We start from the raw sequence: 25,158 nt of genomic DNA, 5'->3' as shown, positions 1-25,158 counted from the left end.
CAACGCCTAGCTAATCCGGCTTAAAGCGGTTTTTTGTTTCTTCAACTCATGCAGGAAGGTTTCCAACCGCTCCCGGTTCTCTTGCACAACTTCCGCTTTAGCACGCGCGACAAAGTTCTCGTTAGAGAGCTTCTTTTCAACCTTCCCAATCTCGCTTTCAAGACGGGCAATTTCCTTATTCAAGCGCGTCTTTTCAGCTTCGAGGTCGATCACACCTTCAAGCGGCATGAAAATGGTTGCCTCATCTAAGATGATTTGCGCGGCCATTTTCGGCGGCTCATTGGTAAGAACTGTCACTTCAGACGCACGCGCCATTTGATCAATCGCCGCTTTCCAGCTCTGGGCACGCTCGATTGTCTGAGCCGAAGCATCACGCAAAAGAAGTGGTGCCTTTTGTGAAGGCGGCACGTTCATCTCTGCCCGCACGGTTCGCACCTCACTAATGAGACGAACCACCCAATTCACTTCATCCGCGGCAGCGTGAGCCTCTTTCCTCTCTGGAATAGTCGGCCAGTGCCCCACAATGGAGGCCCCATGATACCCCAATTTCTGCCATAAGGTTGCTGTGACAAAAGGAATAACGGGGTGCATCATCTGTAAGATGACACCCAGAACATAAGCAGCAGCCGCTTTTAACTCCTCCGCCTCTGCCCCACCGCTACGGAAAACAGGTTTGGAAAACTCGACAAACCAATCACAAAAGATGTTCCAGACGAACTGATAACAGCAGCGCGTATAATCATCAAAGCGTGATGCTTCCAGCGCGGCATCAGCTTGCACAACAGCCTTGCGCGCTTCCTCCACAATCCAACGCGCTAATGTTGATTCCACCTTAGCTGGATTAAACTCTGAGTGGGGCTTCACACCATTCATCTGCAAAAAGCGTGAGGCATTCCACAACTTGGTGATGAAAGCACGATGCTCCTCCACTTTGCCACGCCCAAGCTTAATATCACGCCCCAACCCGGCCCCAGCCGCAATAGCCAGACGTGTCGCATCGGCCCCATATTCAGCAATCAAATCCAGCGGATCGATCCCATTGCCGCGGGACTTGGACATTTTTTGCCCCTTTTCATCCCGCACCAGCCCATGAATAAGAATCTTCTGGAAGGGCACCTTCCCCATAAAGTGAAGGCCCATCATCATCATCCGCGATACCCAGAAGAAGATAATGTCAAACCCTGTGACCAATGTGCTGGTCGGATAATAAAACTCTAATGCCTCTGTCTTATCCGGCCATCCCAAGGTCGTAAACGGCCATAAGGCTGAGCTGAACCATGTATCGAGTACATCCTCATCCTGTGTTAAAGTTACAGAAGGGCCCGCTTGTTGTTGGGCTTCTTCCGCGCTCTCTGCCACATAAGTTTTACCATCGGAGCCATACCATGCGGGGATTTGGTGCCCCCACCATAATTGACGGCTAATACACCATGGTTGAAGCTCTCTCATCCACGCAAAGAAGGTGTTCTCCCACTGGCGTGGCTCAAAGCTCATAGCCCCGTTTTTAACCGCATCAACGGCAGGTTGAGCGAGTTTGGGCGCATCGCAATACCATTGCAGTGTCAGACGTGGCTCTACAACAGCCCCCCCACGCTCCGCAGTCGGGACCTGTAGAGTATGCGGCTCGATTTTCTCCAGCCATTCCATCGCCTCAAGCCGCGCGATAATCTTTTTACGCGCTTCATCACGGTGTAGCCCTTCTAGGGAATGAACAAACTCTAAATCGCTAATGCCGTCATGCTGAGTGAACTCTCCACGCACCTCATCCAACCAAATGCAAGCCCCTTCATCAAGGATAGTTGGAGCAGGGAGATTATGCCGCTTACCGACCTCAAAATCATTAAAATCATGAGCAGGAGTAATCTTAACAGCCCCTGTTCCCTTTTCTGGGTCGGAATGTTCATCCGCTACAATGGGGATAGAACGCCCCGTTAGAGGCAATATAACCTTCTGCCCGATAAAGGCTTGGTAACGCTCATCTTCTGGATTCACCGCTACGGCAACATCACCCAGCATAGTTTCTGGCCGGGTCGTGGCGATGGTGATATGCGCTCCGCTCTCTAACGGGTAGCGGATATACCACATAGAGCCTTTAGTTTCTTTATTATCCACCTCTAAATCAGAAATCGCAGAACGAAATACCGGGTCCCAATTCACCAAACGGCGGTCCCGATAAATAAGCCCCTCTTTATGAAGCTGGACAAAGACCTTACGCACCGCGCGTGAGAGGCCTTCATCCATCGTAAAGCGTTCACGCGTCCAATCAGCAGAGGCCCCTAACCTGCGTAATTGCTTGATAATCGTGCCGCCATATTCATTCTTCCACTCCCAGACGCGCTCAATGAAGCGCGGGCGGCCCAGCTCTTTACGGTTTATGCCCTCTTTATCCAACGCACGCTCAACCACCATTTGGGTGGCGATGCCGGCATGGTCTGTGCCGGGTTGCCATAAAACATTCGCCCCTTTCCCTCGCTGCCAACGAATAAGAATATCCTGCAAGGTAAAGGTCAGGGCATGACCGAGATGGAGTGTCCCCGTCACATTCGGCGGTGGGAACATGATAGAATAGGCTGTGCCCTTATCCTCAGGATGAGCCTCAAAAATACCAGACTCTTCCCATTGCTTATAAAGCGTATTTTCGTAATCAGCCGGGGTGAAGGCCTTCTCTAACTCAGAGGCGGCTAAGGGTGTGTGGGAGGTCTGTTTAGGCATGCGCTCACATCTTAATACATGGTCTTCATTGATAAGACCTTCATATCATCGACCGTGAGGCTTGCCGATAGGCCGCCCTGAGAAAAACCCCTTTTATCGTCCTGGAATATTCGTTTTATAATCGCCAATGCCCCATAGGCGGGTTTTTACAGCATTGTAATAAGCTTTCTCATCATAAAGTGGGACATCTAATTTCAGATCAATAGCGGTAAGACGCCCCATAGAGCGGGCAATATCGTATGAAGATGTTACTAAGGCGGCTGCGTTTTGAATTAATGCACGTTGCGCTTGCAACAAGGATTGTTGTTGTTGCAGGACGGATAAAGTCGTTGCTGTTCCTACCAAAGCCTGACGCTCCACCCCAGCAAGAGCCGCCAAATTGGATGAAACCGCAATCTTATTACTTTGCAATGTTTCTTGTGTTGCTACGTAATATTGCCAACTAGATGATGTTTGCTGCAAAGCTAGACGTCGCTGTACATCCACCTCATGCCGCGCCGCAATAGCTGTTTGCCGTGCCTGACGTACCGCCGAATATTCACTTCCCCCCTGATAAATGGGTACCTGCAAATTTAATGAAGCGAATTTATTATCTTGCAGAGAATCATCCGCCCCTTGATCTCGCGAGCGTTGATACCCCAGTCCCGCTGTTATCTTTGGAAGAATAGCAGCCATTTGGACGGAAATATTATCCTTCTGCTGAGCCTCATTAAATAATGCAGCGATGACATTAGGGTTATTACGCACGGCCTCTTCTACGGCTTCTTTCTCCGTTCGCACGGGCAAAACTAAAGGTTGTGGAGGCACAAGATCCGGAGGAGCAGGCACGCCAATTGTCTGTAGATAACTCGCTTGTGCAGCTTGGAATGTACCTTCAGCTTGTTGACGCTCCGCCGTAGCCGTCGCCAATGCCCCCTGGGCTTGAGCTACATCAGTACGGCTTAATTCACCGAGACGGAATCGCCTATTTGTTGCATCAAGCTGTTGTTGTAGGGAGCGCTCGTTATTAATGCTCACTTGTAAAAGTTGTTTATTGCCAACAAGTCTTACAAAGGCCTCCATGGCATCATATAAAACTTGCTGCTCTGTCGCGATGAGACGAGCACGCTGGGCAAAAATTTGGTTTTTTGCCATATGAATGCCAGCCACCGTTTTTCCGCCTTGATAAATCGGCTGGGTAATGGAGACATTGGCATTATACCCACCATTGCTATAGCGCTGTATATTGGGAATTTTTACATCGCGCCCCAGCAACTGCGTTGACTGGCTATAACGACTACTTCCTTTATAATAGGTTAGCCCTGCACTGCCAGTGATGGTTGGGCGCCACCCTGCCATAGCCGTTGACATCTGTTCATCCACAGCACGCAATTGAGCTCTTGCCTCGCGTAACTGCGGATTTGTAAGATACGCCATAGAAAGCGCTTCTTTGAGCGTACGAGGGATGAACTCTGAGTTTCCTGCACCTGTAATCGTTTGGGCTGAAACATGGCCTCCCTCTAGTCCCGCAACCACAACAAGCCCCAGCCCAAAATGAACAGAGCGTTTTATTATCAGGAGTGGGGAAAGGGAAAACTTCATAGCAGCGATCTATCAAAAGCCCATCAATCATAAAAAAGCATCCGGGAGAGTATAAGGCAGAATAAGGCAAAGAATAAGTAAAAAATTTCTTGAATGTTTTTTCCCTATTGACCCTCGAAGCATAATCTTTAATAGAAGGGGGCGCAGCTGAGGTCTGGTGGCAGAATGGCTATGCATCGGACTGCAAATCCGCGTATGTGGGTTCGATTCCCGCCCAGACCTCCAATGAACCATTCCCATGGTTCTATTACGCCAAACCCCTTGAAAAGCATCCATTCAGAGGATGATAACTATCCCGGCTGGTTCCCATGAGAGCCGGTATATCCTACGATTTTGGGGATAACACGCTGACAGACGCGCAATAAACGCGGGCAAAGCCACACAATCGGCAGCACAAAATTGCCAACTCTCAAGGCCTATATATGTATGTTGACTCAACCCAACAGGTTTAAATTATGGCAAGTAAAATACAAATTAGGCGAGAAAGAGGAAACCCTCTCGTTCGGAACGTATCCAGACGCCTACAAGATCAGACTAAGGCTAGGTCTATCGTGACCACATCAGAAGGATCACTCCTCCGCCCAGACATCGCTCTGGCAGCCATTCACCCTAGATAGCAAATACGCTCCTGCAAACTGGCTCCCTTCACAAAGCCAACCGAACAGCCTCACCAACCAAAGTCACCAACTTATTAGCAAAGCCCCTTGGGATGGCCTATGGCTACCCATCGCCATCCAACATGAAGTTTCAACAGAAATGCAAGAAGGCAAATGGCACACAACCATAGATTGCATCCGCACCAACCTCGGCCAAAAACCGTCCCTTCGATAGGAAATACCCTAATGCTTCATAAGCTTAAACACGCCTCCCTCACCATAACCCCTCTTGGGGATTTTGGTTCATATTATCCACATCACAAACCCCATCACCAACACCACTACCACCACCACCATTAGGATAGCCCCCAATGGTATAATACCCCTTATTTATCGCATCTACATGATGGGTAATATCTCCCCATTCATACCCCATATTATCCAACAACCCCCCTACAATAACCGCGCAACGCCAATAACGCCCCTTCTGTGCCAACACCAAATCTGCCGCATCCTCAGCATGATCCCATCGGACACCCACTTTCTTCAACCTCTTAATCGTCCCTTTCCGGTCCTCCCGAAAAGCCTTCAATAACCGCTCAATCGATGGCGCATAAGGGTCTTCCGCATTCGGGTCTTGGTACATCCGCCCAATGTCACAATCTCTTTCCGCTGTATTAGGATCAGGAGTATTCATCTCGCGCGCATCCTCTCGGCCTATTGGCATACCGGGCATCCTACGATAGATAATATTCTCTAACTCTTGAGCGCACTCTTTATATCTCCCTTTCTGTGAGCTCACGAGAATAGCCGCATTCTCCGCAACCGACCTATCAATTCCCCCTTCTACCATCTCATTAATTACACCCTGTCGGTCTTGCTGAAAATGCCGTACCATTCTCTGAACAGGATCATCCTCCGGGTTATAAACAGGCTTCGCAGGCGTCTTATCCAAAAAGGCCTTACTACAAATATGCACCTGCTCAATATCGTAAACAAATCGCCATGACCCAGAATTCGCTAGGCGAATACGCTCCTGCCTATCCTTATCCGGCGGCCCATCATCAGGGAACTCAGGATGCAACGCATCATACCCGCTCAACAGCAAACTCACATGCTGCGCGCACATAGACTCAGGCTTATACTTCGCCCCCCACAAAGCCTGCCGCGCTAACGCCGCACTCAAGCCCATCCGTTGCAACGCATATTGCTGCTGCGCCGCAACCATCTTCAACCCCTCCTCTATAGGCGGTATCCCATCAGCACAAACACCCAAACCAGGCATCAAAACAAACGCCACAAAACACAAAATACCCGCAACAAATCCCCGCATTAACCTCACCTCTAATCAACCGGACAGTCTCACCAACCAAAGCCATCAGCTTATCAGCAAAGCCCCTTGGGATGGCCTATGGCTACCCATCGCCATCCAACATGAAGTCTCAACAGAAATAGCGGAAGGCAAATGGCACACAACCATAGAGTGCATCCGCACCAATCTCGGCCAAAAACCATCCTAGAATTAGAGCAATCTAACCCACCGATAGATAGAACTGACCGACTTACCATAGCCCCTCCCGCGGGTCATGATTCACATTATCCACATCACAAACCCCATCACCAACGATACTCCCTATACTATAATAACCTTCATTTATCGCATCTACATGATGGGTAATATCTCCCCATTCATACCCCATATTATCCAACAACCCTCCTACAATAACCGCACAACGGCGATAACGTCCCTTCTGCGCCAACACCAAATCCGCTGCATTCTCTGCCCATACACGCCTAACGCCAACCTTCACAAGCTTCTTAATCGTCCCTTTCCGGTCCTCCCGAAAAGCCTTCTGCAACCGCTCAATCGATGGCGCATAAGGGTCAACCGCATTCGGGTCCCTATACATCCAGTTAATATCACAAGCCGTTTCCGCCGTATCAGGATTCCGCATATTCATTGCCCTAGCATCCTCTCGGCTTATTGGCATACCGGGTATCCGACGATACATATCAACTGCGACAACCGCGCACCCCGCATACATCCCTCGCTGAGAAGTGACAAGCACAGCCGCACTCTCCGCAACATTCTTCTCCACACCAGCCTGCACCATCTCATCAATCGTCCCCTGCCGGTCTTGTTGAAAACGCCGCGCCATAATCTGAACAGGATCATTCCCCGGGTTATAAGCAGGCCTCGCAGGCGTTTTATCCAAAAAAGCCTTGCTACAAATATGCACCTGTTCAATATCGTAAACAAATCGCCATGACCCAGAATTCGCTAGGCGAATACGCTCCCGCCTATCCTTATCCGGCGGCCCATCATCAGGGAACTCAGGATGCAACGCATCATACCCGCTCAACAGCAAACTCACATGCTGCGCGCACATAGACTCAGGCTTATACTTCGCCCCCCACAAAGCCTGCCGCGCTAACGATGCACTCAAGCCCATCCGCTGCAACGCATATTGCTGCTGCGCCGCAACCATCTTCAACCCCTCCTCTATAGGCGGTATCCCATCAGCACAAACACCCAAACCCGGCATCAAAACAAACGCCACAAAACTCAAAATCCCCGCAACAAATCCCCGCATTAACCTCACCTCTAATCAACCGGACAGTCTCACCAACCAAAGCCATCAGCTTATCAGCAAAGCCCCTTGGGATGGCCTATGGCTACCCATCGCCATCCAACATGAAGTCTCAACAGAAATAGCGGAAGGCAAATGGCACACAACCATAGATTGCATCCGCAGCAACCTCGGCCAAAAACCACCTCACAACGGAGCAACCTAACCCCTTGCTCTACCATCCTTCCCGCGGGTCATGATTCATATTATCCACATCGCAAATCCTATCCCCCATGCCACTACCTATATTATAAGAATCATCATTTATCGCATCTACATGATGGGTAATATCTCCCCACTCATACCCCATATTATCCAACAACCCCCCTACAATAACCGCACAACGCCAATAACGCCCCATCCGGGAAAGAACTAAATCTGCCGCCTCGCGCGCCCATCCCCTCAAAACGCCAACCTTCACAAGCTTCTTAATCGTCCCTTTCCGATCCTCCCGAAAAGCCTTCTGCAACCGCTCAATCGATGGCGCATAAGGGTCTTCCGCATTCGGGTCCTCATACATTACCCCAACATCACAATCATTCTCCGCTGTTCCCGGATTACGCGCATTGACCTCCCGCACCAACTGAGAATCCACATCTATACCCGGTGTACGATGCGCCCATAAGCTATAAATATTATCAACGCATCTCTTATATCCCCCTTTCTGAGAGGTCACGACTATAGCCGCACCCTCCGCAACCTCTCGTTCAACCCCCATGCGTAACATTTCATCAATCACACCCTGACGGTCCTGCTTAAACCACTTTAATAATATCTGCGCAGGATCATCCTCCGGGTTATAAACAGGCTTCGCAGGCGTCTTATCCAAAAAGGCCTTGCTGCAAATATGCACCTGCTCAATATCGTAAACAAATCGCCATGACCCAGAATTCGCTAAGCGAATACGCTCCTGCCTATCCTTATCCGGAGGCACATCATCAGGGAACTCAGGATGCAACGCATCATACCCGCTCAACAGCAAACTCACATGCTGCGCGCACATAGACTCAGGCTTATACTTCGCCCCCCACAAAGCCTGCCGCGCTAACGCCGCACTTAAACCCATCCGTTGCAACGCATATTGCTGCTGCGCCGCAACCATCTTCAACCCCTCCTCTATAGGCGGTATCCCATCAGCACAAACACCCAAACCAGGCACAAAAACAAACGCCGCAAAACCCAAAATACCCGCAACAAATCCCCGCATCACAACCCCCAACCGTAACATGTCTTCACCCCCCTACAACGAAATTATGCTACAACATCAAAAAGGCATGAAGAAACGGGCCCACACTCGACATGACCGATGCGCTAATTCCACACCTTACGGGGCAGCACCTATATAATGTATTTAAGGCTGACTTTTTGAGAATTCTTTTAGTATAGATTTTGCTTGAGCAAACCCTTGCTCCGCTGCTTTTTGGAACCATCCAATAGCTTTCGTATAATCCCTTGGAACTCCTCGGCCAATAGCATAGAAAAGTCCTAACCTATACTGAGCTGAGGCAGACCCTTGGTCAGCAGCTTTTTGATACCACTCCGCTGCTTTCTTATAATCCTGCGGAACTCCTTCGCCGTTTTCGTAAGAAATTCCTAAATTATACTGAGCGTCAGCCAACCCTTGCTCTGCTGCTTTCTGGTACCATTCAATGGCTTTCTTATAATCCTGCGGAACTCCTTCGCCGTTTTCGTAAGAAATTCCTAAATTATACTGAGCGTCAGCCAACCCTTGCTCTGCTGCCTTTTGGAAACACTCAACAGCTTTCTTATAATCCTGCGGAACTCCTCGGCCATCATAATAAAGGATCCCTAAATTATACTGAGCGTCAGCCAACCCTTGTTCCGCTGCCTTTTGGAGCCACTCAACAGCTTTCTTATAATTCTGCGGAACTCCTTCGCCGTTTTTGTAAGAAATTCCCATATTATACTGAGCGTTAACATCTCCTTGCTCCGCTGCTTTCTGGTACCATTCAATGGCTTTCTTATAATCCTGCGGAACCCCTCGACCAATATCGTAGACAACTCCTAGATTAAACTGAGCAAGAGCAAACCCTTGCTCCGCTGCTTTCTGGTACCACTCAGCAGCTTTCTCATAATTCTGTGGCACGCCTCGGCCGTGATTATAAAAAATCCCCAAATTATACTGAGCTTCAGCCAACCCTTGCTTCGCTGCTTTTTGCAACCATTCAAATGCTTTCTTATAATCTTGCGGAACTCCTTCGCCGTTTTCGTAAGAAATTCCTAAATTATACTGAGCGTCAGCCAACCCTTGCTCTGCTGCTTTCTGGTACCATTCAATGGCTTTCTTATAATCCTGCGGAACTCCTTCGCCGTTATCATAAGAAATTCCTAAATTATACTGAGCGTCAGCCAACCCTTGCTCTGCTGCTTTCTGGTACCATTCAATGGCTTTCTTATAATCCTGCGGAACTCCTTCGCCGTTTTTGTAAGAAATTCCCAAATTATACTGAGCTTCAGCCAACCCTTGTTCCGCTGCCTTTTGGAAACACTCAACAGCTTTCTTATAATCCTGCGGAACTCCTTCGCCGTTTTTGTAAGAAATTCCCATATTATACTGAGCCTTAACATCTCCTTGCTCCGCTGCTTTCTGGTACCATTCAATGGCTTTCTTATAATCCTGCGGAACCCCTTCACCGTTTTCGTAAGAAACTCCCAAATTATACTGAGCCTTAGCATCTCCTTGCTCCGCTGCTTTTTGCTCCCGTTCAAATACTTTCTTATAATCCTGCGGTATTCCTCGGTCGCTTTCATAGGACCTCCCCGAATTATACTGCACATTATCTTTTTTAACTTTAGGAGATCCATATGCTTTTAGGGGTAAGAAACTTGAGAGAATAAATAAACCAATTACGCTCTTTCTCAATATTAAGCTCCATATGAATCCATTATTGACATTATAATTATACTGAATCACTGAAATAGAGAAGGGATTATTAAGAAGCAATCCTCTCACCAAACCCCGAATTGTATAGCAACATTGGGTAACTTTATTCGCAGTCCCTCATAACAAGGATGACACTGCAAAGGAGCCTCTAAACTGAATAAAATCTAGCTTTTATGCCCAGTGCACGCATACGCCTAGCTACGGGGCAACAGTCTCCATCAATCGAGTTGCAAATGCTTCACCTGCCTTAATATCGGACGCCCAGTGCATCCCACAAATCACGCGACTTTCTGCAAATTGATGGGCTTTTGCTAGGAAGGCAGATCGATGTTCGGGGTATAATTTCGATAAAGTCAAAGCTAGCGCGTAGGCACGTACCGTATGGCCCGAGGGATAGGACCAACTTGTAAGAAAGCGTTGAATATCAATAACGCAACTTTGTCCGCCATAATCTATAAAGGGGCGGCGGCGTTGCCATATATATTTCTCTCCCCCCATAGCGTGACGTGCCATAGCCTGCACAGCTCTCAATCGCTGTATGAGGGCTTCTTTTTCCACCGGGGAGAGATGAAGTTGTTCAACATTCACAAAAGCCTGAACAGTTTCCTCATCATTTAGTTTTGCATCTTCGACAGCTTGTTGCCATCGAGGGGAACCAACCAAGCGCTGGGTTGTTATGTAAATTTGTTTATCAGTTTCGGCTTCAGGTGAGCCAAAAGCAGGCGGTGGTGGAAGAAGAGACGATTTATGGGGTAAGTGATGGTGCCCTGTTATAAAACCAGCATAGCCAGCCATTGCAGCAAATAGCATCATGAGTAAGGGAGATAATCGCACTTACAATACGCCCTTCAATAATAAGGGGGAGTCTCCTCATCACGGAGCCCCCCCCATAGCAACGCCCTTAATTAAGGATGTGCAGCAAAGGCAAGTTTGCTCGCATAAGCAGCAGCAGCCCCATAAAGACCAGGTTGAGGATGTGTGATAATCTTAACTGGCATTTCACTCATCATGGTTTCAAAACGTCCTTTCGCGAGGAAACGTTCTGCAAAACCAGAATGAGGCATAATATTCGCTAATCTTTGCCCAAGCCCCCCAGCAACCACAACGGCGTGTGCGCCATGAGATAAAGCTAGATCGCCAGCAACAGCCCCTAAGCTAAGGAAAAACCGCTCTAACGCTGCAGCAGCCAAATTATCGCTTCCCTCCATGGCTGTTGTCCATAACGCACGGTTATCCTTAATTGTAATCGGCCGGTCCTGTAACTCAGCGATAACTTCATAAAGATTTGTCAGTCCTGGACCAGATACGATCCTCTCAACAGACACACGGCGGAAGCGCGCCCTTAAAGCGCACAAAATATGGTCATCAATAGCATCTAGAGGAGAGAAATCCATATGTCCCCCCTCTGTCTCAATGACGTGATATTTGTCTTCCTTGCGAAGAAGAATCGCCACACCTAACCCAGTACCAGGGCCTAAGATTGTAATCGTACCGGTATGAGGTAGGTCTGTATTAGGTCCACAAAGATGATTCATAAATTCCGGCCCTACCTGCGCTACAGCATGACCGATGGCACCGAAATCATTTACCAAAATGAAATCATCTAACTTAAGGCGGGCACCTAATTGAGCGGGACGAATAATCCAAGGGTTATTCGTCATTTTTAGGATATCACCTGTGATAGGACACGCTACAGCAATGCCTGCCTCACGCGGTGCCGGACGACCCAAGGATCGCTCAAACGCCTCCCATGCTAAAGCTAATGAAGCATGTTCTGCACATTTCAAAGTCGTCGCCTCGCCAAGAGAAACAACTTTTCCCCCTTTGATCTGCGCGATAGCAAAACGGGCGTGAGTTCCGCCAATATCAACAGCAACGATTTCTTTCATGGATTTGTCCTTTACTCCGCAACGAGGCATATTCCTCCCCTTTTCCCACGCTATTTTCAGAGCTGCAAGCGTATGTGATCCATCCACCCTATAACTACGCTGTGAGGCCCTTAACCTTCGGGATGTTGCATCACATCAAGGCGCCTTAAAATTCTATGTGCAATAGGCCGCGGAAGGAGCATTTCCAGAAGGCGCGTAAGCTGAAATACCCATGGGAATACCAAGACAGCCTTACCAGCATTGATGCTCCGTGCAATTTTACGTGCAGCTTTATCAACAGGGACAAGGAAAGCCTGCTCCCCATCAAGCCGCTGGCTCATAGGTGTATCAATAAAACCCGGTGCGATAAGGCAAATACGCACATTATAAGGATCCATTGCCGCACGTAATGCCGTGCTGAAACGTCCGATTCCCGCTTTAGAACCGCTATAAACCGTTGCCAAAGGAAGATCATGAAAAGATGCAACTGACCCCATAAGGGCAATACGACCATGCCGCCGTTGTGCCATGCGATTTGCCATCTCTGTCGCCATAGCAACAGGTGTAGCAAAATTAACCATAGACATTTTAAGTGCGGTCTCAGCAGATTCGGCAAGAGCATTATGCGGACGAATATCGGCCATTCCTGCAGAGAGAATTAAAATATCAATCGGACGCTTATCATCAGCTGCGATTAAAGCTGCAAGTGCCGCATCGGCCTCAGTAAGATCGATGCAAAGCGTTTCGACATTCGCCCCCTTAGCACGTGCGATGGACGCCGTATTTTCGAGACGCTCCTCATTGCGTCCCCATAATGTCAGACATACGCCAGAACGGGCATAATAAGCGGCGAGAGCTGCCCCAATACCGCTGGATGCTCCCGTAATAAGGATATGATGTCGTACTGTCAGTGTCTTGTTTTCTGGTCTGGACATGGTGGCCCTTTCATTTTTTACCCTCTAGCGGGAAAGGTCATGTACGCGTATAGCCATTGCTATGCAATGTGAAGCGTCAAATCCTCAATCTGCTGAGATCGATGTTCGTCCCGTTATAACACGGGGAGATTTACGTCGTTTTATCACACTTCCGCGCCATATCTATAAAGGGATGGCTGGCTTTGTCCCCCCATTAGATATGGAACAGAGGCATTTGCTTAGCCCAAAGGAATCTCCTGTTTTTCGGCATGCTGAGATTCAATACTTCCTTGCATGGCGTGATGGCAAGCCAGTTGGACGAATCGCCGCAATTGTTGATCTCAAAGCCATCGAACATTGGCAGGAAGTTATTGGTCAATTTGGTGCTTTAGACGCATTGCCTGAGTTTTCCATCGTTTCAGCCCTTCTACAGAAAGCTGAAGAATGGTTGAGAAAACGGCAGATTTCCAAGGTACGCGGCCCTGTAACCCTTAGTGGAAATGCGGAGACCGGCACCATGGTAGATGGGCAATGTTCTGCCCCTATGATTGCGATTCCCTGGCACCCTGAAGGTTTAGATGAGCTCATTCGTCAAGCTGGATATAAAAAGGCACAAGACCTTCTCAGTTACCGACTCGAGCTTACTGACGATACAGAAGAGCGGTTTAAAGTTCCCGGCAATTTGAAGCTTGGCGAAGGCCGTTTAAGCAGCATCACAACCCGTGATCTTTCCAAAAAAGAAATCACCACCCAGGGTGAAGTTCTACGGAAACTCTATAACGATGCGTGGTCGCATAAATATAATTTTGTGCCGATGCAAGATTACGAAATGACGGCCATGATTGAGCAGATCAAACCGCTGCTTCGTCCCGAGCATTATGTGCAAATCGACCAAAAGGGCGAACCTGTTGCCATGGCCATGGTACTTCCCAATCTTTACGATATTGCTGGTGATCTAGGAGGCGCGCCAAGTCCTTTGGGATGGATGCGCTTAGGTTATCGCCTAGCCACACATAAATTTCGGTCTGCGCGTGTCATTTTGCTTGGCGTGACGAGTAAACTGCGGGGCACGATGTTAGGGTCCCTACTTCCTTCTCTCGCAATTGTAGAACTTATGCGACGAGGGCATAATCTACCCTATAAATGGGTTGAATTAGGATGGGTTTTAGAAAGCGACGTCGGCATGAGGAATCTTGCCGAATCGCTCGTTCCTCATCCACATAAGAGGCATCGTCTCTACGAGAGAGAAATTTTAACTTAAATACTAAGGCTATTTCTAAAAATGTTGCCAGCCTATGCGTGAGAAATGCAGGGGCTTTCCTGCATGATTTAACATTCTAACCCCTGCTCCTTTTGATACTTCACCTATCCTTGTAATAGGGACAGCATGAGTAGCACAATGTGCTTGAAGGGCGGCTTCCTTTTCTGGGGGGCAGGTAACAAGCAACTCATAATCATCACCACCAAGTAAGATGCGTTCTTTATGATGGCTTAAATGCTGTCGCACCGCCGGAGATAGCGGCACTTTATCTTCATATAATGTAATGGCAACGCCTGATTCTTCAGCAAGATGTCCACAATCTTGGATTAACCCATCTGATATATCCATAGCAGCACTAACAATCCCATAAAGGGAAAGGCCAATTCGTGGTGTCGGAACACGATAGGCTAGGGTTAATGAGCCATCTTCATCTTTTAATTGCCCTAAGCGTGCTTGTAATCCAAGAGCCGCCCGACCGAGACTTCCTGTAACCCAAACGCCATCCCCTTCATGACTACCATCTCGTCGAAGAGCTTCACCCTGGCGTACACTCCCCAAAATCGTAACCCCTAAAACTAAAGGTGAGGGACTGCCCGTTGTATCGCCCCCTAAGAGATGAAATTCGAACTTCTTTTGATCCTCGGCGAGCCCTGCGGCAAAATCTGTAAACCATGATTCATCATAGTGACGGTTAGGAGGAACACTAACATTCAACATATAACCACGTGGGCGACTTCCCATAGCCGCAAGATCAGAGAGATTGCAGCGCAAAAGCTTCTGCGCGATAGTCTTGGCGGGGTCATCGGGGAGAAAATGCAGCCCTTCGACCATCGTATCGCTAGAGAGGACAAGTTCCTCCCCCGCGGGGAGGTTCATCACAGCGCCATCATTACGCAGCTCCATGGCACCAGCTCCCGCTAAGGGGCGAAAATGCCGTGCTATGAAATCGAACTCACCCATAGATTTTGCCTCTATGTCGCGCTGTTACCTTCAACTTTTTGACGCGCGAATTTATCTAAAATGCCATTGACCATCTTCGGCTCATCTCCGTTAAAGAAGCCATGAGCAACATCAAGATATTCATTAATAGCAATTTGCACGGGCAAATCAGCCATCAACTCACCAAGGGCGGCCCGTAACAAGGCACGGAGGACGGGGTCCAGCCGCGCTAAAGGCCAGCTCTCAGGTAATAACCTCACCAGAGCAGCATCAATAGAATCTTGCTTTGCTACAGCCTGAAGGACAATTTCCTCCAATAAAGGGAGATCAGCATCAGGAATGTGCCCATCCTCAAAACTGCTCTGTGGGGCCCCCTGCCGATAGCGCAGAAACTCTGCAAGAACGCTCTCCGCATTATTGCCAGTTTGTTCACATTGATACAGGGCCTGCGTCGCGGCCATACGGGCTATGGTACGGCTACGTTTGCGAGAGGAAGTGCCGGATTCGTTGGTCATGAGTTTTCCTCAGACGGATTGGAGGGCATATTCATATCGGCAAGAATTTTCGAAAACGCCTCAATTTCTCGAAAGTCCTTATATACACTGGCAAAACGAACATAAGCCACACCATCAAGATGACGAAGGGCTTCCATAGCAAATTCACCAATGCGCTGTGATGGTATTTCTTGATCTCCAGAAGCCTCTAGCTGACGTACTAATTTGTTGAGCAAATGCTCTTGCTGCACGTCATCGATAGGACGCTTGCGCAAAGCAATACGTATAGAGCGAGCAAGTTTATCTCGATCAAAAGGAATACGACGCCCATCAGTTTTAATAACAGTCAGTTCACGCAGTTGGACACGCTCAATTGTTGTAAAGCGTTGGATACATGCACAACAGACACGGCGACGGCGAATAGCCGCACCATCCTCTGTGGAGCGACTATCCTTCACTTGTGTTTCCTGATGTCCACAAAAAGGGCAGTGCATAACATATTCCACGAACAAAACAGCAGGGCCACGCTTGATTGCTTGACCGAACATCCTGCGCAGTTTATCGAAAACAATGGCATTGAGGAATATAAAAGGGTCTTTTTTCTTTTAATCCTCGGACTCTTTTTCACTCATGCTGTAGGCATTAGAAGGCGAGAAGTATGAAGAAAATATCTTTTGTTGTAACTGCCTTATTTATGATCTTTGGGTCGAGATTAGCTGTAGCAGCCAATATCACTCTCCCCTCTGCTAAAGATATTACAGTGACTGATACTGCCTTACATACGCGTTATAAGGAAGCCCCTTTTGCTTTTGGGACATTCACCCTGACCAATCATAGTAAAATAGATCTGCTTTTGCGTGGCATTTCTTCTCCCGGCTGTGAGACAGTGACCTCAAACCGCAACAGCCAAGTGGCCATTCAATCACCTAACGATATGGATGATATGTTCCAGCACATGGCTATCCCGCATGAAAGTACGCTTGTTTTCCCCACAAGTGAATATCATCTCATCTGCCATGGATTAAAAGTCCCCTATCAACCTGGGCAGTCCTTGGACTTCACCTTCCATTTTCAGAATGTTGGAAACGTGACGGCAGCTTTTAAAATGCAACCAATTGTGGAAGAGAAAAATGTTGGCCCCTAAAAGGCCATTCTTCTTTACCGCTATTGATCATTCAAAATGGCCAGAACAGCATCCCCATAACGATCAATCTTACTTTGACCAACTCCCCGCACCTCACCTAAAGCTTGCTTACTCGCTGGTCGTGCCCGAATAATCTCTCTTAGCGTTATGTCTCGGAAAATATGGTAAGGAGGAATGGCTTGCTGGTAAGATTCCTCCCTTCTCCACATTTTGAGAGCTAAGAAATAGCGTTGTTCTTCCTCTGATAAATCTGCCGTTGGGTCTATTTTCTTAGTCGTAGTTGTTATCGCATTAAGAGAACTATCTTCTCTTAATGTAACAGGGATATCACCGCGCAAAATAGGACGCGCAGTATCACGTCTTAAACTCAATCCGCCATGCTCTCCGACCATACCTAATGCACCACGAGCGATTAGTTGGCGTATGACCATGCGCCACCATATATCGTTTTTGTCCTTCCCGATGCCAAAAACAGATAAATGCTGCAAAGCGTGTCGTTCTACAGCTTCAGTCATTTTCCCTTTTAAAACAGCAATAAGTTGGACAACACCAAAGCGTTCTCCTGTCCGATAGACAGTAGATAAAACTTTTTGAGCAGCTTCTGTCGCATCAAAGGTAGAGGGCGGCGTAAGGCAGTTATCACAATGCCCGCAAGGTTCATGCAAACTTTCGCCAAAACACGCTAAGACAGCCTGTGTACGACATCCCGTTGTTTCAGTTAGGGATATCATACTTTCTAATCGTCCTTGCATGGCACGTTTTTCACTTTCTGGTGCCTGAGATTCTTCCAACCAATAACGCGCCCGTGCCACCCCTTCTCCACTATAAAGCAATAAGGTGTGTGATAGTTCTCCATCACGACCAGCGCGACCAATTTGTTGATAATAACCCTCTGGCGATGTGGGCATTTCCAGATGGATAACGGTACGAACATCAGGACGGTCAATGCCCATACCAAAAGCGATAGTCGCCGCAATCACCATCGGCTCGCCAGAGCGAAAGCGAAATAACACTTCTTTTTTATCCGCAGGAGACATTCCTGCATGAAAAGCAAAGGCCGTGTAACCTTTCTCTCGAAGTTGTCGCGCTATGATCTCTGTCTTTTTACGACTACCGCAATAAATAATAGCCGCCCCCTGCCCCATATGCCGGCTTAAGGCGGTTAATACCTGCTGCATCTCAGCAATTTTGGGTTGAGCTTGAAGAAAAAGATTCTCTCTATGAAAACTCCCCATAAAAATATGAGCATGGGGCATATCTAGAGCAGTCAAAATATCACGACGCGTTCGTGGATCCGCCGTTGCTGTTAAAGCAATGCGAGGCACATTAGGAAAAAATTGCTTAAGATGTGCTAGTTCACGATATTCGGGACGAAAATCATGCCCCCACGCCGAGACACAATGCGCTTCGTCAATCGCTATAAGTGATAAATGACAGCGTTTAAGCAAATTAAGAGTATAGGACGTTAAAAGCCGCTCTGGGGAGATATAGAGAAGATCCAACTGATCACAGGTTAGATCCTCTTGGACTGTCAGCTGATCCTGATACTCCATTTCAGAGTGGAGAGCCGCTGCTCTAACGCCAAGCTGTCGTAACCCCGCGACTTGATCTTCCATCAAGGCGATTAAGGGGGAAATGATTAACCCCACACCATCCCGGCATAAAGCCGGCACCTGATAACACAGGCTTTTCCCCCCACCTGTGGGCATGAGGACCAAAACGTCCTCATGATTCATAACAGCGCGGACGGCTTCTTCTTGTAAACCACGAAATGTTGCAAAGCCAAACACTTGATGCAACACATCTTCTGCCGCTTCGCCAACATAACGAGGGAAATTATCTATTGGGTTACCAACACCCGTGTAAACTTCCCCCGTGTGGTGATCATAGTCAGAGATCAACGTGTACCTAAGTGAATTGTTACACGCCGGAAAGCTACGTGCGAATCTTCAACACGCGATGGAACGAAAGACCCTTTATGGATATCGGCCGGTTTAACGCCATTTTGCTCCAATAGGGCAATAACCTTATCGGCGCGTGCATCAGCGAGCTTCTTCAACACATCCTCATCTCCGCTTTTCCCAGCTGAACCAGAAACGGTAAACTGGGAAATATGCCGTTTGCGAGCATCTTCTACGGCATTAGCAATAATAGCCACACCCGTTGCACTCGGCTTGACGGATTCTGTGTCAAAAAAGACGACATAGTCATTCCGCGGGGGATGAGACACGCAGCCAGCTAGCACAGTAACGGCCAAGAGCAAGGCCGTCCCCATAGGAGCCAACTGACGTATAAAAGCAGAAATCTTCCTCATGGGAACGTCCTTCTCATTCAATGGGAGTTTCCTCCCCAATTACAGGCTAACAGTCTGTTCCTTATGGGATATGGGATGTCAATAAACCATCCTGAAGGGTCCATAAGCGATCAAGCTGCTCTATACCTGTCAAACGGTGTGTGATTAGCAGAATAGTGCGGGAGCGGTCTAGTTGGTTCAACGTCTTAAGGAAGGCCCGCTCTGTATCGATATCCAGCCCCGTGCAGGGTTCATCAAGAATTAAGATGGGAGCGTTAGAGAGCAGCACCCGTGCCAAAGCAATACGCCGCCCCTGCCCACCTGATAATTGAGAGCCATTTTCACCAACCCAACTCTCCAATCCATCAGGTAAAGAGCGTACAAAATCAGCTATCTGCGCTTGCTCTAACGCCGCCCATATCACTTCATCTGATGGAGCTTCGCGCCCTAGGAGAAGATTAGCCCGGATTGTATCATCAAATAAATGGCTCGCTTGTGATAGCCATGCGATGCGCTCTCGCACAATCTCGGTTTTAATGTCTGCAATGTCAGCTCCACCAAGGGTAAGACACCCCTCTTGAGGCGAAACAACCTTTAAGAGCAAAGCAGCAAGGCTGGACTTCCCGGCCCCGGAAGGACCAATAAGAGCTACTCGCTCCCCTTCGCGAAGGGTGAAGTTAATGTTCTTGAGCGTGCTACGGCCTTCCGACCACCCGAAGGAAAGAGCCTGCGCTGTAATGTCATACCCTTTGGGAGCAGGACGACTCCCTTCTGGCGGCTGAGACACGGGCATTTTTGTCGCCTCTATAATGCGCTCTGCCGCATGGCATACTTGCCCAGCAATAAGACCAGCGCGCGGAAGGTCCACAATATTATCAAGAGCTGTCATCACAACAAAGAGTACGGTGATGCCTATCACTGCTTGCTCTTTAGAGAAGAACAACCCTGCACAGCCTCCTAGAGCGCAAATCACTCCTAAACGTGTCAGGAACAAAGCCAACGTATGAGTCCGCGCCATAGCACGGCTTTGTTGGCGTTGGGCTTGGTAAAAGGCCTCCTCTGCGGCAAAAAGACGTGCCTTCGCGGCATCCTCTTGCCCAAAAATACGAAGCTCCTTCATACCGCTTACCAGCTCAAGAGCTTGATTATTCATCTCTGATTGAGCCTGCTGCAAGACAGGCCCCCAACGATATGACATACGCGCCATAAAGGCTGGTAAGATAAAGGCTGTCAGGCAAAAAATGATAGCAATGCTGAACGCTAGCAGCATACTGCCTTTCAGGCAGATAAAGATAACAATCGGCAGGCTTAATAACGCCGTTGCTAAGGGGATAATAATCCGCAGGTAAAGACTATCGAGGCTTTGCACATCGGAGACGAGACGGGTGAGTAAATCCCCAGTACGGCGAAACCCCAACCCTGCCGCCGCACCCCGCGCTAGACGCCGATAAAACCAAAGACGAATATCCGCCAAGACGCGGAATGTGGCATCATGCGTCGCTAGCCGCTCTCCATAACGTAGGATGAGACGTGCCGAACCTGCCCAGCGCAACAGCCCAAATGTGACGAACGCCCCCGCTGTAGCGATTAACCCCAAGCGAGACCCTGTCTGCCCCATTAATAAAAATGCAGCGCAGATGGAGAGTTCAGCCAAAATCAGCCCAATGAATAAGCGCAGCCAACGGGCCTGCCAAACTTTGATTAAAGGGGAAAACCGCTTCATGACTGGCCCTCCTGCACTGTAAGCCGGCCCTGCTCCATAAGAAGATGGTACCTCTCACCAATCCCTTGAAATTGCTGGGAATGGGTGGAGATAACTGCCGTACGACCCTGCAATAGCGGCTTTAAAGCCGTAAGAATATCACCCTCGGTCTCGGGGTCGAGATGCGCTGTAGGCTCATCCATGATCAGGAGCGGCGCATCTTTCAGAAAAGCGCGCGCAATCGCAATGCGCTGCGCCTGCCCACCAGAGAGGCCGAAGCCCCCTTCCCCTAAGCGCGTCTCCACCCCTTCCGGCAAGAGGGGGAGGTAATGCGTAATCGCCGATGCCTCTAACGCAGCTTGGAATTGCGCCTCCGAGGCATGAGGGGCGGCAAACATGATATTCTCTTTCAATGAGCCTGCAAAAAGAACGGGTTTCTGCCCTATCCAACTTATCTGACGTGTTACATCAGCAGGATGGAGGGTCTGAATATCAACACCGCCAAGGCTAATCTGCCCTTCTAGCGGACGAATAAAGCCAAGCAACGCCTCTATGAGGGTTGACTTCCCCGCTCCAGAAGGCCCCGTTAAAAGCGCAATCTGACCCGGCTCTAAGTGAAAACTCACATGGTCCAACGCAAGTGGGCGGTCTTCCACCCATCGATAAGACACGTCCCGCACATCCAACGCGATTCCCGCCTTTGTACGCTCTGGCGCGGCAGAGTTTGTTCTCTCCGGCGTGATTGATGCTTGTAAAGCGGGAAGTTTTTGCAAAGCCTCCCCGCTATGGGTAATTTGTGCCCGGTCTTGATAAGCTGCGGATAAAGCACGGAATGGTGCGAAAGCTTCCGGTACCATCAAAACGGCAAAAATAATGCTCTCTATTGATGAAAAAGACCCCTGTTGCAGCCTATGATGTTGGTCAATCACAATCCCTATCAAAGCCACAATCATGGCAAGGTCCGTTGAGGCAGACGTTAGGAAGGCAACACGCAGCACTTTCATAGTTCTTTGGCGTAGCTCATCTGCTGCGTGGCCAAGTTCTTCTGAATCCTTTACCACATTGCCAGAGAGAACGATGGTGGCAATCCCACGGATACGGTCTAAAAAGCGGACTTGTAAGCGATTAAGGGCTAAAATCTGCCGCCGTGAAGCTATAGCCGTGGCTATCCCAAAAACAGCTTGGAAAACGGGTAAGAATAAGCAACATGCGCCTAAGATATAGCCAGCATGATGGTTCTGCCAAAACACCACCACAACAACAGACCATTGCGCTACAACCCACAAAGCGGACGCTGGCAACCAACGGGCGAAATAACCCTCCAACGCTTCCACGCGGTCCGTCACCATCGCGGCAAGAGCTGCACTATGCTGATGGCGTAATAAAGATGGACCTTGTGCAAAAAAACGCTCTACTATGCTGCGCCGCAAACGTTTACGGGCCTCCTCCCCCACATGAAGGGCAAGCGTCTCTTGCAGATATCCCAAAAAGACACGCACGAGAGAGGCAATGATAAAAAGCACCACCATAGGATACGGTGTGGCATGTTGGCCGCCCGCAAGCCATGTAGCGAGCATGGACGCTAGGCTCCACATTAAGACCATACCGGTCACAACATTGAGCATCCCTATTAGGGCAAGACTCATTGTGGCCGAGCGATTAGCGCGATTTTGCTGCCGTACCCAGCCTTTTAGCATCTTCTTATCTGCCTTCATGCTGCGATATATACAAGGGAAGGCTTTAAAAGAACAACAAACAAAGCATAAGTTTTGTATCGGGAAAATCTTTCTCTCTGCCTTTTGGCGGTTTTAGGTTGCAAATCTTCATTCTTTTGCGCACATCAAAGCTATGTCTGCACCAATCTTGAATCTCCAAAATATCAGCTACACGCTCGGCGGTCGTCCTTTACTGGATGGTGCGGAGCTTTCCGTCCAACCGGGGGAGCGGCTATGCCTTGTCGGGCGTAATGGCTCTGGTAAATCTACCTTACTCCGCATTGCCGCAGGGGAGCTGGAGCAAGATAGCGGGGAACATTTTCTCCAACCGGGGTTAAAGGTGTATTACCTCCCCCAAGAGCCTGACCTCTCCGCTTGGCAGACTGTTTTTGACTACGTCACTTCTGGCTTAGACGAAACCGCTCATTACAAAGCGCGCGCTATGCTCAGCGAACTAGGGATGGATGGTAGCGAGCGTTGCTCCGCCCTCTCTGGCGGGGAAGCGCGGCGTAGTGCCCTTGCTCGCGCCTTGGCCTCCGAGCCTGACCTTCTCCTCCTTGATGAGCCAACTAACCATTTAGACCTCCCTTGCATTGCTTGGTTAGAACGAGAACTCCTCGCCTCTCAAGCGGGAATGGTTATCATCAGCCATGACCGCCGCTTTTTAGAAACATTATGCCGTGCCGTCTTATGGTTGGAGCAAGGCAAAACCCAACGCTTAGAGGCTAATTTCTCTCATTTTGAATCATGGCGAGATGAGCAAATCGAACTTGCCGAGCGCGCCGCTCATAAATTGGACCGTCAAATCGCACGGGAAGAAGATTGGATGCGCTATGGCGTCACCGCGCGGCGTAAACGCAATGTTCGGCGCGTTGCAGAGCTTGCGGACTTACGAGCTGAGCGGCGCGATATCGCCTCCCGTCAGCGTGGGACGCTCAAATTAGCAGTCAGTGAGGCAGAAAATACGAGTAAAATCGTCATCGCTGCGGAAGATATTGGCTGGTCCTACCCGGAACGAACCCTCATAGACTCCCTAACTTTAACAGTAAGCAAAGGAGACCGGCTAGGGGTTTGCGGGGCCAATGGTGCGGGTAAAACAACCCTTCTTAAACTTCTTATTGGCACATTAGAGCCCCAAAAGGGCGAGATACGCCGTAGCCCCTCCATCCAGATGGTCACACTGGACCAACAACGTAGTGCTTTAGAAGGCGACCAAACGGTGGCTCATTTCCTCACCGATGGGCATGGCGACATGGTGCAGGTTGGCACGGAGAAGCGTCACGTCATCGGTTATATGAAGGACTTTCTCTTTCGCCCAGAGCAAGCACGCACACCTGTCAGCCATTTATCCGGGGGAGAGCGAGGCCGCCTTGCCCTTGCTGCGGCCCTTGCACGCCCGTCTAACTTGCTTGTTCTTGATGAACCAACAAATGACCTTGACTTAGAAACGTTGGACCTTCTCCAAGATATGCTCGGGGATTATACGGGCACTGTCTTGCTCGTAAGCCATGACCGTGACTTTTTGGACCGTCTCGCGACATCCACCTTAGTGGCGGAAGGTGATGGCCGTTGGATAGAATATGCTGGTGGCTATTCCGATATGCTCGCCCAACGCAAGGGTACCCCACCACAAGAGCGGCAGGAAAAAACGGCTCCCACTTCCTCATCGCAAGAGAAGGCAGAGGCTCCCCCTACGCGTAGCAACAAGACAACGCACAAACTTAGCTATAAAGAGCAGCGTGAGCTAGACCAACTCCCTCTCACAATCGAGGCGTTAGAGAAAGACGCTATGCTCTGCCGCAAAGCCCTCGCTGACCCAGAGCTTTATAGCCGTGACCCCGCACGATTTGAGAAGATCACGGCTATATTAGCTGAAACTGAGAAAAAACTCAGCGAAGCGGAGGAGCAATGGCTGGCGTTAGAAGCCAAACGTGAGAGTTTGGAATCCTAACAACCCAACCCTTACAGTTTTATTTATGCAGGAACCGCTCTTTAGCTTGCTCGAACTCAGCCTCGCTCAAAACACCACGTTCTTTGAGCTGAGCAAGTTTGGCCAACTCATCAGCTGCGCTCTGCCCGCCGAAAGATTGTTCCCGATTTTGATACGGGCCCCAATCCTGCCCGGATGACGCTAAACGCCGATTCACGGCCAAAAGCTCCTCACGCGGCCACAAAGACCACAGCAAGAGGGCAATCCATCCCAGCCCCGTCCAGCCTGAGAAGACGTTTAGTCCGACGAGTATCCATTTCTGCGGGTGCCGTCTGATGAGGGCAATCACGCTCGGCAGAAAATACAACCCGAACAAAGCGAGCATTAATACGGCAAAAATGAGCAGGCTAACAAACGGATTTAACCCACCAACATGTGCGTAAGAGTAATCAACCGCATTCATTCTAGAGAATC

20 protein-coding genes and 1 tRNA gene are annotated in these 25,158 nt (G+C 49.1%); 4 read left to right on the top strand and 17 right to left on the bottom strand.

Going from position 1 to position 25,158, the window contains the following annotated elements; translation table 11 throughout:
* Nucleotides 1-6: 6 nt before the first annotated feature.
* Both NQF64_RS02675 and NQF64_RS02670 read right to left on the bottom strand, forming a co-directional pair.
* A complete protein-coding gene (locus NQF64_RS02675; RefSeq protein ID WP_266106374.1) occupies nucleotides 7-2,712 on the bottom strand; it encodes a valine--tRNA ligase in 2,706 nt (901 codons plus the stop codon).
* Nucleotides 2,713-2,805: 93 nt separating this feature from the next.
* Nucleotides 2,806-4,263 carry a TolC family outer membrane protein gene (locus NQF64_RS02670; RefSeq protein ID WP_407651804.1) on the bottom strand — a complete coding sequence of 486 codons (1,458 nt, stop codon included), beginning with the start codon at nucleotides 4,261-4,263 and terminating at the stop codon, nucleotides 2,806-2,808.
* Nucleotides 4,264-4,444: 181 nt separating this feature from the next.
* On the opposite strand from NQF64_RS02670, the gene NQF64_RS02665 reads away from it, so the two are divergent.
* Nucleotides 4,445-4,518 (top strand) — tRNA-Cys (locus tag NQF64_RS02665).
* A gap of 645 nt (nucleotides 4,519-5,163) precedes the next feature.
* On the opposite strand, the gene NQF64_RS02660 is transcribed toward NQF64_RS02665, so the two are convergent.
* From NQF64_RS02660 to NQF64_RS02630, 7 genes are all read right to left on the bottom strand, one after another.
* Complete coding sequence (locus NQF64_RS02660; RefSeq protein WP_266106372.1) at nucleotides 5,164-6,222, bottom strand: hypothetical protein; 1,059 nt, start codon at nucleotides 6,220-6,222, stop codon at nucleotides 5,164-5,166.
* Nucleotides 6,223-6,451: 229 nt separating this feature from the next.
* Nucleotides 6,452-7,483 carry a hypothetical protein gene (locus NQF64_RS02655; protein ID WP_266106371.1) on the bottom strand — a complete coding sequence of 344 codons (1,032 nt, stop codon included), beginning with the start codon at nucleotides 7,481-7,483 and terminating at the stop codon, nucleotides 6,452-6,454.
* A gap of 211 nt (nucleotides 7,484-7,694) precedes the next feature.
* On the bottom strand, nucleotides 7,695-8,747 hold the full coding sequence (locus NQF64_RS02650) for a hypothetical protein (protein WP_266106370.1): 1,053 nt from the start codon (nucleotides 8,745-8,747) through the stop codon (nucleotides 7,695-7,697).
* Nucleotides 8,748-8,870: 123 nt separating this feature from the next.
* Nucleotides 8,871-10,493, bottom strand: a complete 1,623-nt coding sequence (locus tag NQF64_RS02645) for an SEL1-like repeat protein (RefSeq protein ID WP_266106369.1) — start codon at nucleotides 10,491-10,493, stop codon at nucleotides 8,871-8,873.
* Between the two features lie 129 nt (nucleotides 10,494-10,622).
* Complete coding sequence (locus tag NQF64_RS02640) at nucleotides 10,623-11,237, bottom strand: acid phosphatase (protein WP_266106368.1); 615 nt, start codon at nucleotides 11,235-11,237, stop codon at nucleotides 10,623-10,625.
* Nucleotides 11,238-11,329: 92 nt separating this feature from the next.
* Nucleotides 11,330-12,313, bottom strand: a complete 984-nt coding sequence (locus tag NQF64_RS02635) for a glucokinase (RefSeq protein ID WP_099027336.1) — start codon at nucleotides 12,311-12,313, stop codon at nucleotides 11,330-11,332.
* A 110-nt stretch (nucleotides 12,314-12,423) separates the two neighbouring features.
* Nucleotides 12,424-13,227 carry an SDR family NAD(P)-dependent oxidoreductase gene (locus tag NQF64_RS02630; protein ID WP_099027337.1) on the bottom strand — a complete coding sequence of 268 codons (804 nt, stop codon included), beginning with the start codon at nucleotides 13,225-13,227 and terminating at the stop codon, nucleotides 12,424-12,426.
* Nucleotides 13,228-13,288: 61 nt separating this feature from the next.
* Between NQF64_RS02630 and NQF64_RS02625 the strand changes: the two genes are divergently transcribed.
* A complete protein-coding gene (locus NQF64_RS02625) occupies nucleotides 13,289-14,467 on the top strand; it encodes a GNAT family protein (RefSeq protein ID WP_099027338.1) in 1,179 nt (392 codons plus the stop codon).
* 15 nt (nucleotides 14,468-14,482) lie between these two features.
* Here the strand turns inward: NQF64_RS02625 and thiL are convergent, their stop codons facing one another.
* Genes thiL through nrdR form a run of 3 tightly spaced genes read right to left on the bottom strand, consistent with a single transcriptional unit; the run spans nucleotide 14,483 to nucleotide 16,394 of the window.
* Nucleotides 14,483-15,427 carry a thiamine-phosphate kinase gene (gene thiL, locus NQF64_RS02620; protein WP_266106367.1) on the bottom strand — a complete coding sequence of 315 codons (945 nt, stop codon included), beginning with the start codon at nucleotides 15,425-15,427 and terminating at the stop codon, nucleotides 14,483-14,485.
* An 11-nt stretch (nucleotides 15,428-15,438) separates the two neighbouring features.
* The gene (gene nusB, locus NQF64_RS02615) at nucleotides 15,439-15,921 is read right to left on the bottom strand and encodes a transcription antitermination factor NusB (RefSeq protein WP_266106366.1); all 483 of its coding nucleotides are present in this window, start codon (nucleotides 15,919-15,921) and stop codon (nucleotides 15,439-15,441) included.
* The gene (nrdR, locus tag NQF64_RS02610; RefSeq protein ID WP_266106584.1) at nucleotides 15,918-16,394 is read right to left on the bottom strand and encodes a transcriptional regulator NrdR; all 477 of its coding nucleotides are present in this window, start codon (nucleotides 16,392-16,394) and stop codon (nucleotides 15,918-15,920) included. Before nrdR ends, nusB begins: the two co-directional genes overlap by 4 nt.
* A gap of 164 nt (nucleotides 16,395-16,558) precedes the next feature.
* Between nrdR and NQF64_RS02605 the strand changes: the two genes are divergently transcribed.
* Entirely contained in the window at nucleotides 16,559-17,044 is a 486-nt protein-coding gene (locus tag NQF64_RS02605; RefSeq protein WP_099027340.1) for a copper chaperone PCu(A)C, read from the top strand.
* A gap of 20 nt (nucleotides 17,045-17,064) precedes the next feature.
* Here the strand turns inward: NQF64_RS02605 and recQ are convergent, their stop codons facing one another.
* From recQ to cydD, 4 genes are all read right to left on the bottom strand, one after another.
* Complete coding sequence (gene recQ / locus NQF64_RS02600) at nucleotides 17,065-18,888, bottom strand: DNA helicase RecQ (protein WP_099027399.1); 1,824 nt, start codon at nucleotides 18,886-18,888, stop codon at nucleotides 17,065-17,067.
* Between the two features lie 53 nt (nucleotides 18,889-18,941).
* Nucleotides 18,942-19,358: an OmpA family protein gene (locus NQF64_RS02595; RefSeq protein WP_266106365.1), complete on the bottom strand. Its 417-nt coding sequence runs from the start codon at nucleotides 19,356-19,358 to the stop codon at nucleotides 18,942-18,944.
* A 61-nt stretch (nucleotides 19,359-19,419) separates the two neighbouring features.
* Entirely contained in the window at nucleotides 19,420-21,060 is a 1,641-nt protein-coding gene (gene cydC / locus NQF64_RS02590) for a thiol reductant ABC exporter subunit CydC (RefSeq protein WP_266106364.1), read from the bottom strand.
* Entirely contained in the window at nucleotides 21,057-22,754 is a 1,698-nt protein-coding gene (gene cydD, locus NQF64_RS02585; RefSeq protein ID WP_266106363.1) for a thiol reductant ABC exporter subunit CydD, read from the bottom strand. Before cydD ends, cydC begins: the two co-directional genes overlap by 4 nt.
* A 133-nt stretch (nucleotides 22,755-22,887) precedes the next feature.
* Here cydD and NQF64_RS02580 point away from each other — a divergent pair, with 133 nt between their 5' ends.
* Complete coding sequence (locus tag NQF64_RS02580; protein WP_266106362.1) at nucleotides 22,888-24,705, top strand: ABC-F family ATP-binding cassette domain-containing protein; 1,818 nt, start codon at nucleotides 22,888-22,890, stop codon at nucleotides 24,703-24,705.
* Between the two features lie 19 nt (nucleotides 24,706-24,724).
* Here NQF64_RS02580 and NQF64_RS02575 read toward each other — a convergent pair whose 3' ends face one another.
* The gene (locus NQF64_RS02575; RefSeq protein ID WP_266106361.1) at nucleotides 24,725-25,147 is read right to left on the bottom strand and encodes a superinfection immunity protein; all 423 of its coding nucleotides are present in this window, start codon (nucleotides 25,145-25,147) and stop codon (nucleotides 24,725-24,727) included.
* Between the last annotated feature and the right edge of the window lie 11 nt (nucleotides 25,148-25,158).

It is taken from the genome of Bombella saccharophila, assembly GCF_026385475.1.
GTDB classification, from domain to species: domain Bacteria; phylum Pseudomonadota; class Alphaproteobacteria; order Acetobacterales; family Acetobacteraceae; genus Bombella; species Bombella saccharophila.
Note: the sequence above shows the minus strand (reverse complement) of the source record. Positions and strands in the feature narration are given on the sequence as shown.

Excerpts from the sequence above, each read along its gene's own strand:
- NQF64_RS02675 (WP_266106374.1), bottom strand. The coding sequence starts at position 2,712 with ATGCCTAAACAGACCTCCCACACACCCTTAGCCGCCTCTGAGTTAGAG.
- NQF64_RS02660 (WP_266106372.1), bottom strand. The coding sequence starts at position 6,222 with ATGCGGGGATTTGTTGCGGGTATTTTGTGTTTTGTGGCGTTTGTTTTG.
- NQF64_RS02655 (WP_266106371.1), bottom strand. The coding sequence starts at position 7,483 with ATGCGGGGATTTGTTGCGGGGATTTTGAGTTTTGTGGCGTTTGTTTTG.
- NQF64_RS02650 (WP_266106370.1), bottom strand. The coding sequence starts at position 8,747 with ATGTTACGGTTGGGGGTTGTGATGCGGGGATTTGTTGCGGGTATTTTG.
- NQF64_RS02640 (WP_266106368.1), bottom strand. The coding sequence starts at position 11,237 with ATGATGCTATTTGCTGCAATGGCTGGCTATGCTGGTTTTATAACAGGG.
- NQF64_RS02635 (WP_099027336.1), bottom strand. The coding sequence starts at position 12,313 with ATGAAAGAAATCGTTGCTGTTGATATTGGCGGAACTCACGCCCGTTTT.
- NQF64_RS02630 (WP_099027337.1), bottom strand. The coding sequence starts at position 13,227 with ATGTCCAGACCAGAAAACAAGACACTGACAGTACGACATCATATCCTT.
- NQF64_RS02625 (WP_099027338.1), top strand. The coding sequence starts at position 13,289 with ATGCAATGTGAAGCGTCAAATCCTCAATCTGCTGAGATCGATGTTCGT.
- thiL (WP_266106367.1), bottom strand. The coding sequence starts at position 15,427 with ATGGGTGAGTTCGATTTCATAGCACGGCATTTTCGCCCCTTAGCGGGA.
- nusB (WP_266106366.1), bottom strand. The coding sequence starts at position 15,921 with ATGACCAACGAATCCGGCACTTCCTCTCGCAAACGTAGCCGTACCATA.
- nrdR (WP_266106584.1), bottom strand. The coding sequence starts at position 16,394 with ATGCACTGCCCTTTTTGTGGACATCAGGAAACACAAGTGAAGGATAGT.
- NQF64_RS02605 (WP_099027340.1), top strand. The coding sequence starts at position 16,559 with ATGAAGAAAATATCTTTTGTTGTAACTGCCTTATTTATGATCTTTGGG.
- NQF64_RS02595 (WP_266106365.1), bottom strand. The coding sequence starts at position 19,358 with ATGAGGAAGATTTCTGCTTTTATACGTCAGTTGGCTCCTATGGGGACG.
- cydC (WP_266106364.1), bottom strand. The coding sequence starts at position 21,060 with ATGAAGCGGTTTTCCCCTTTAATCAAAGTTTGGCAGGCCCGTTGGCTG.
- cydD (WP_266106363.1), bottom strand. The coding sequence starts at position 22,754 with ATGAAGGCAGATAAGAAGATGCTAAAAGGCTGGGTACGGCAGCAAAAT.
- NQF64_RS02580 (WP_266106362.1), top strand. The coding sequence starts at position 22,888 with ATGTCTGCACCAATCTTGAATCTCCAAAATATCAGCTACACGCTCGGC.
- NQF64_RS02575 (WP_266106361.1), bottom strand. The coding sequence starts at position 25,147 with ATGAATGCGGTTGATTACTCTTACGCACATGTTGGTGGGTTAAATCCG.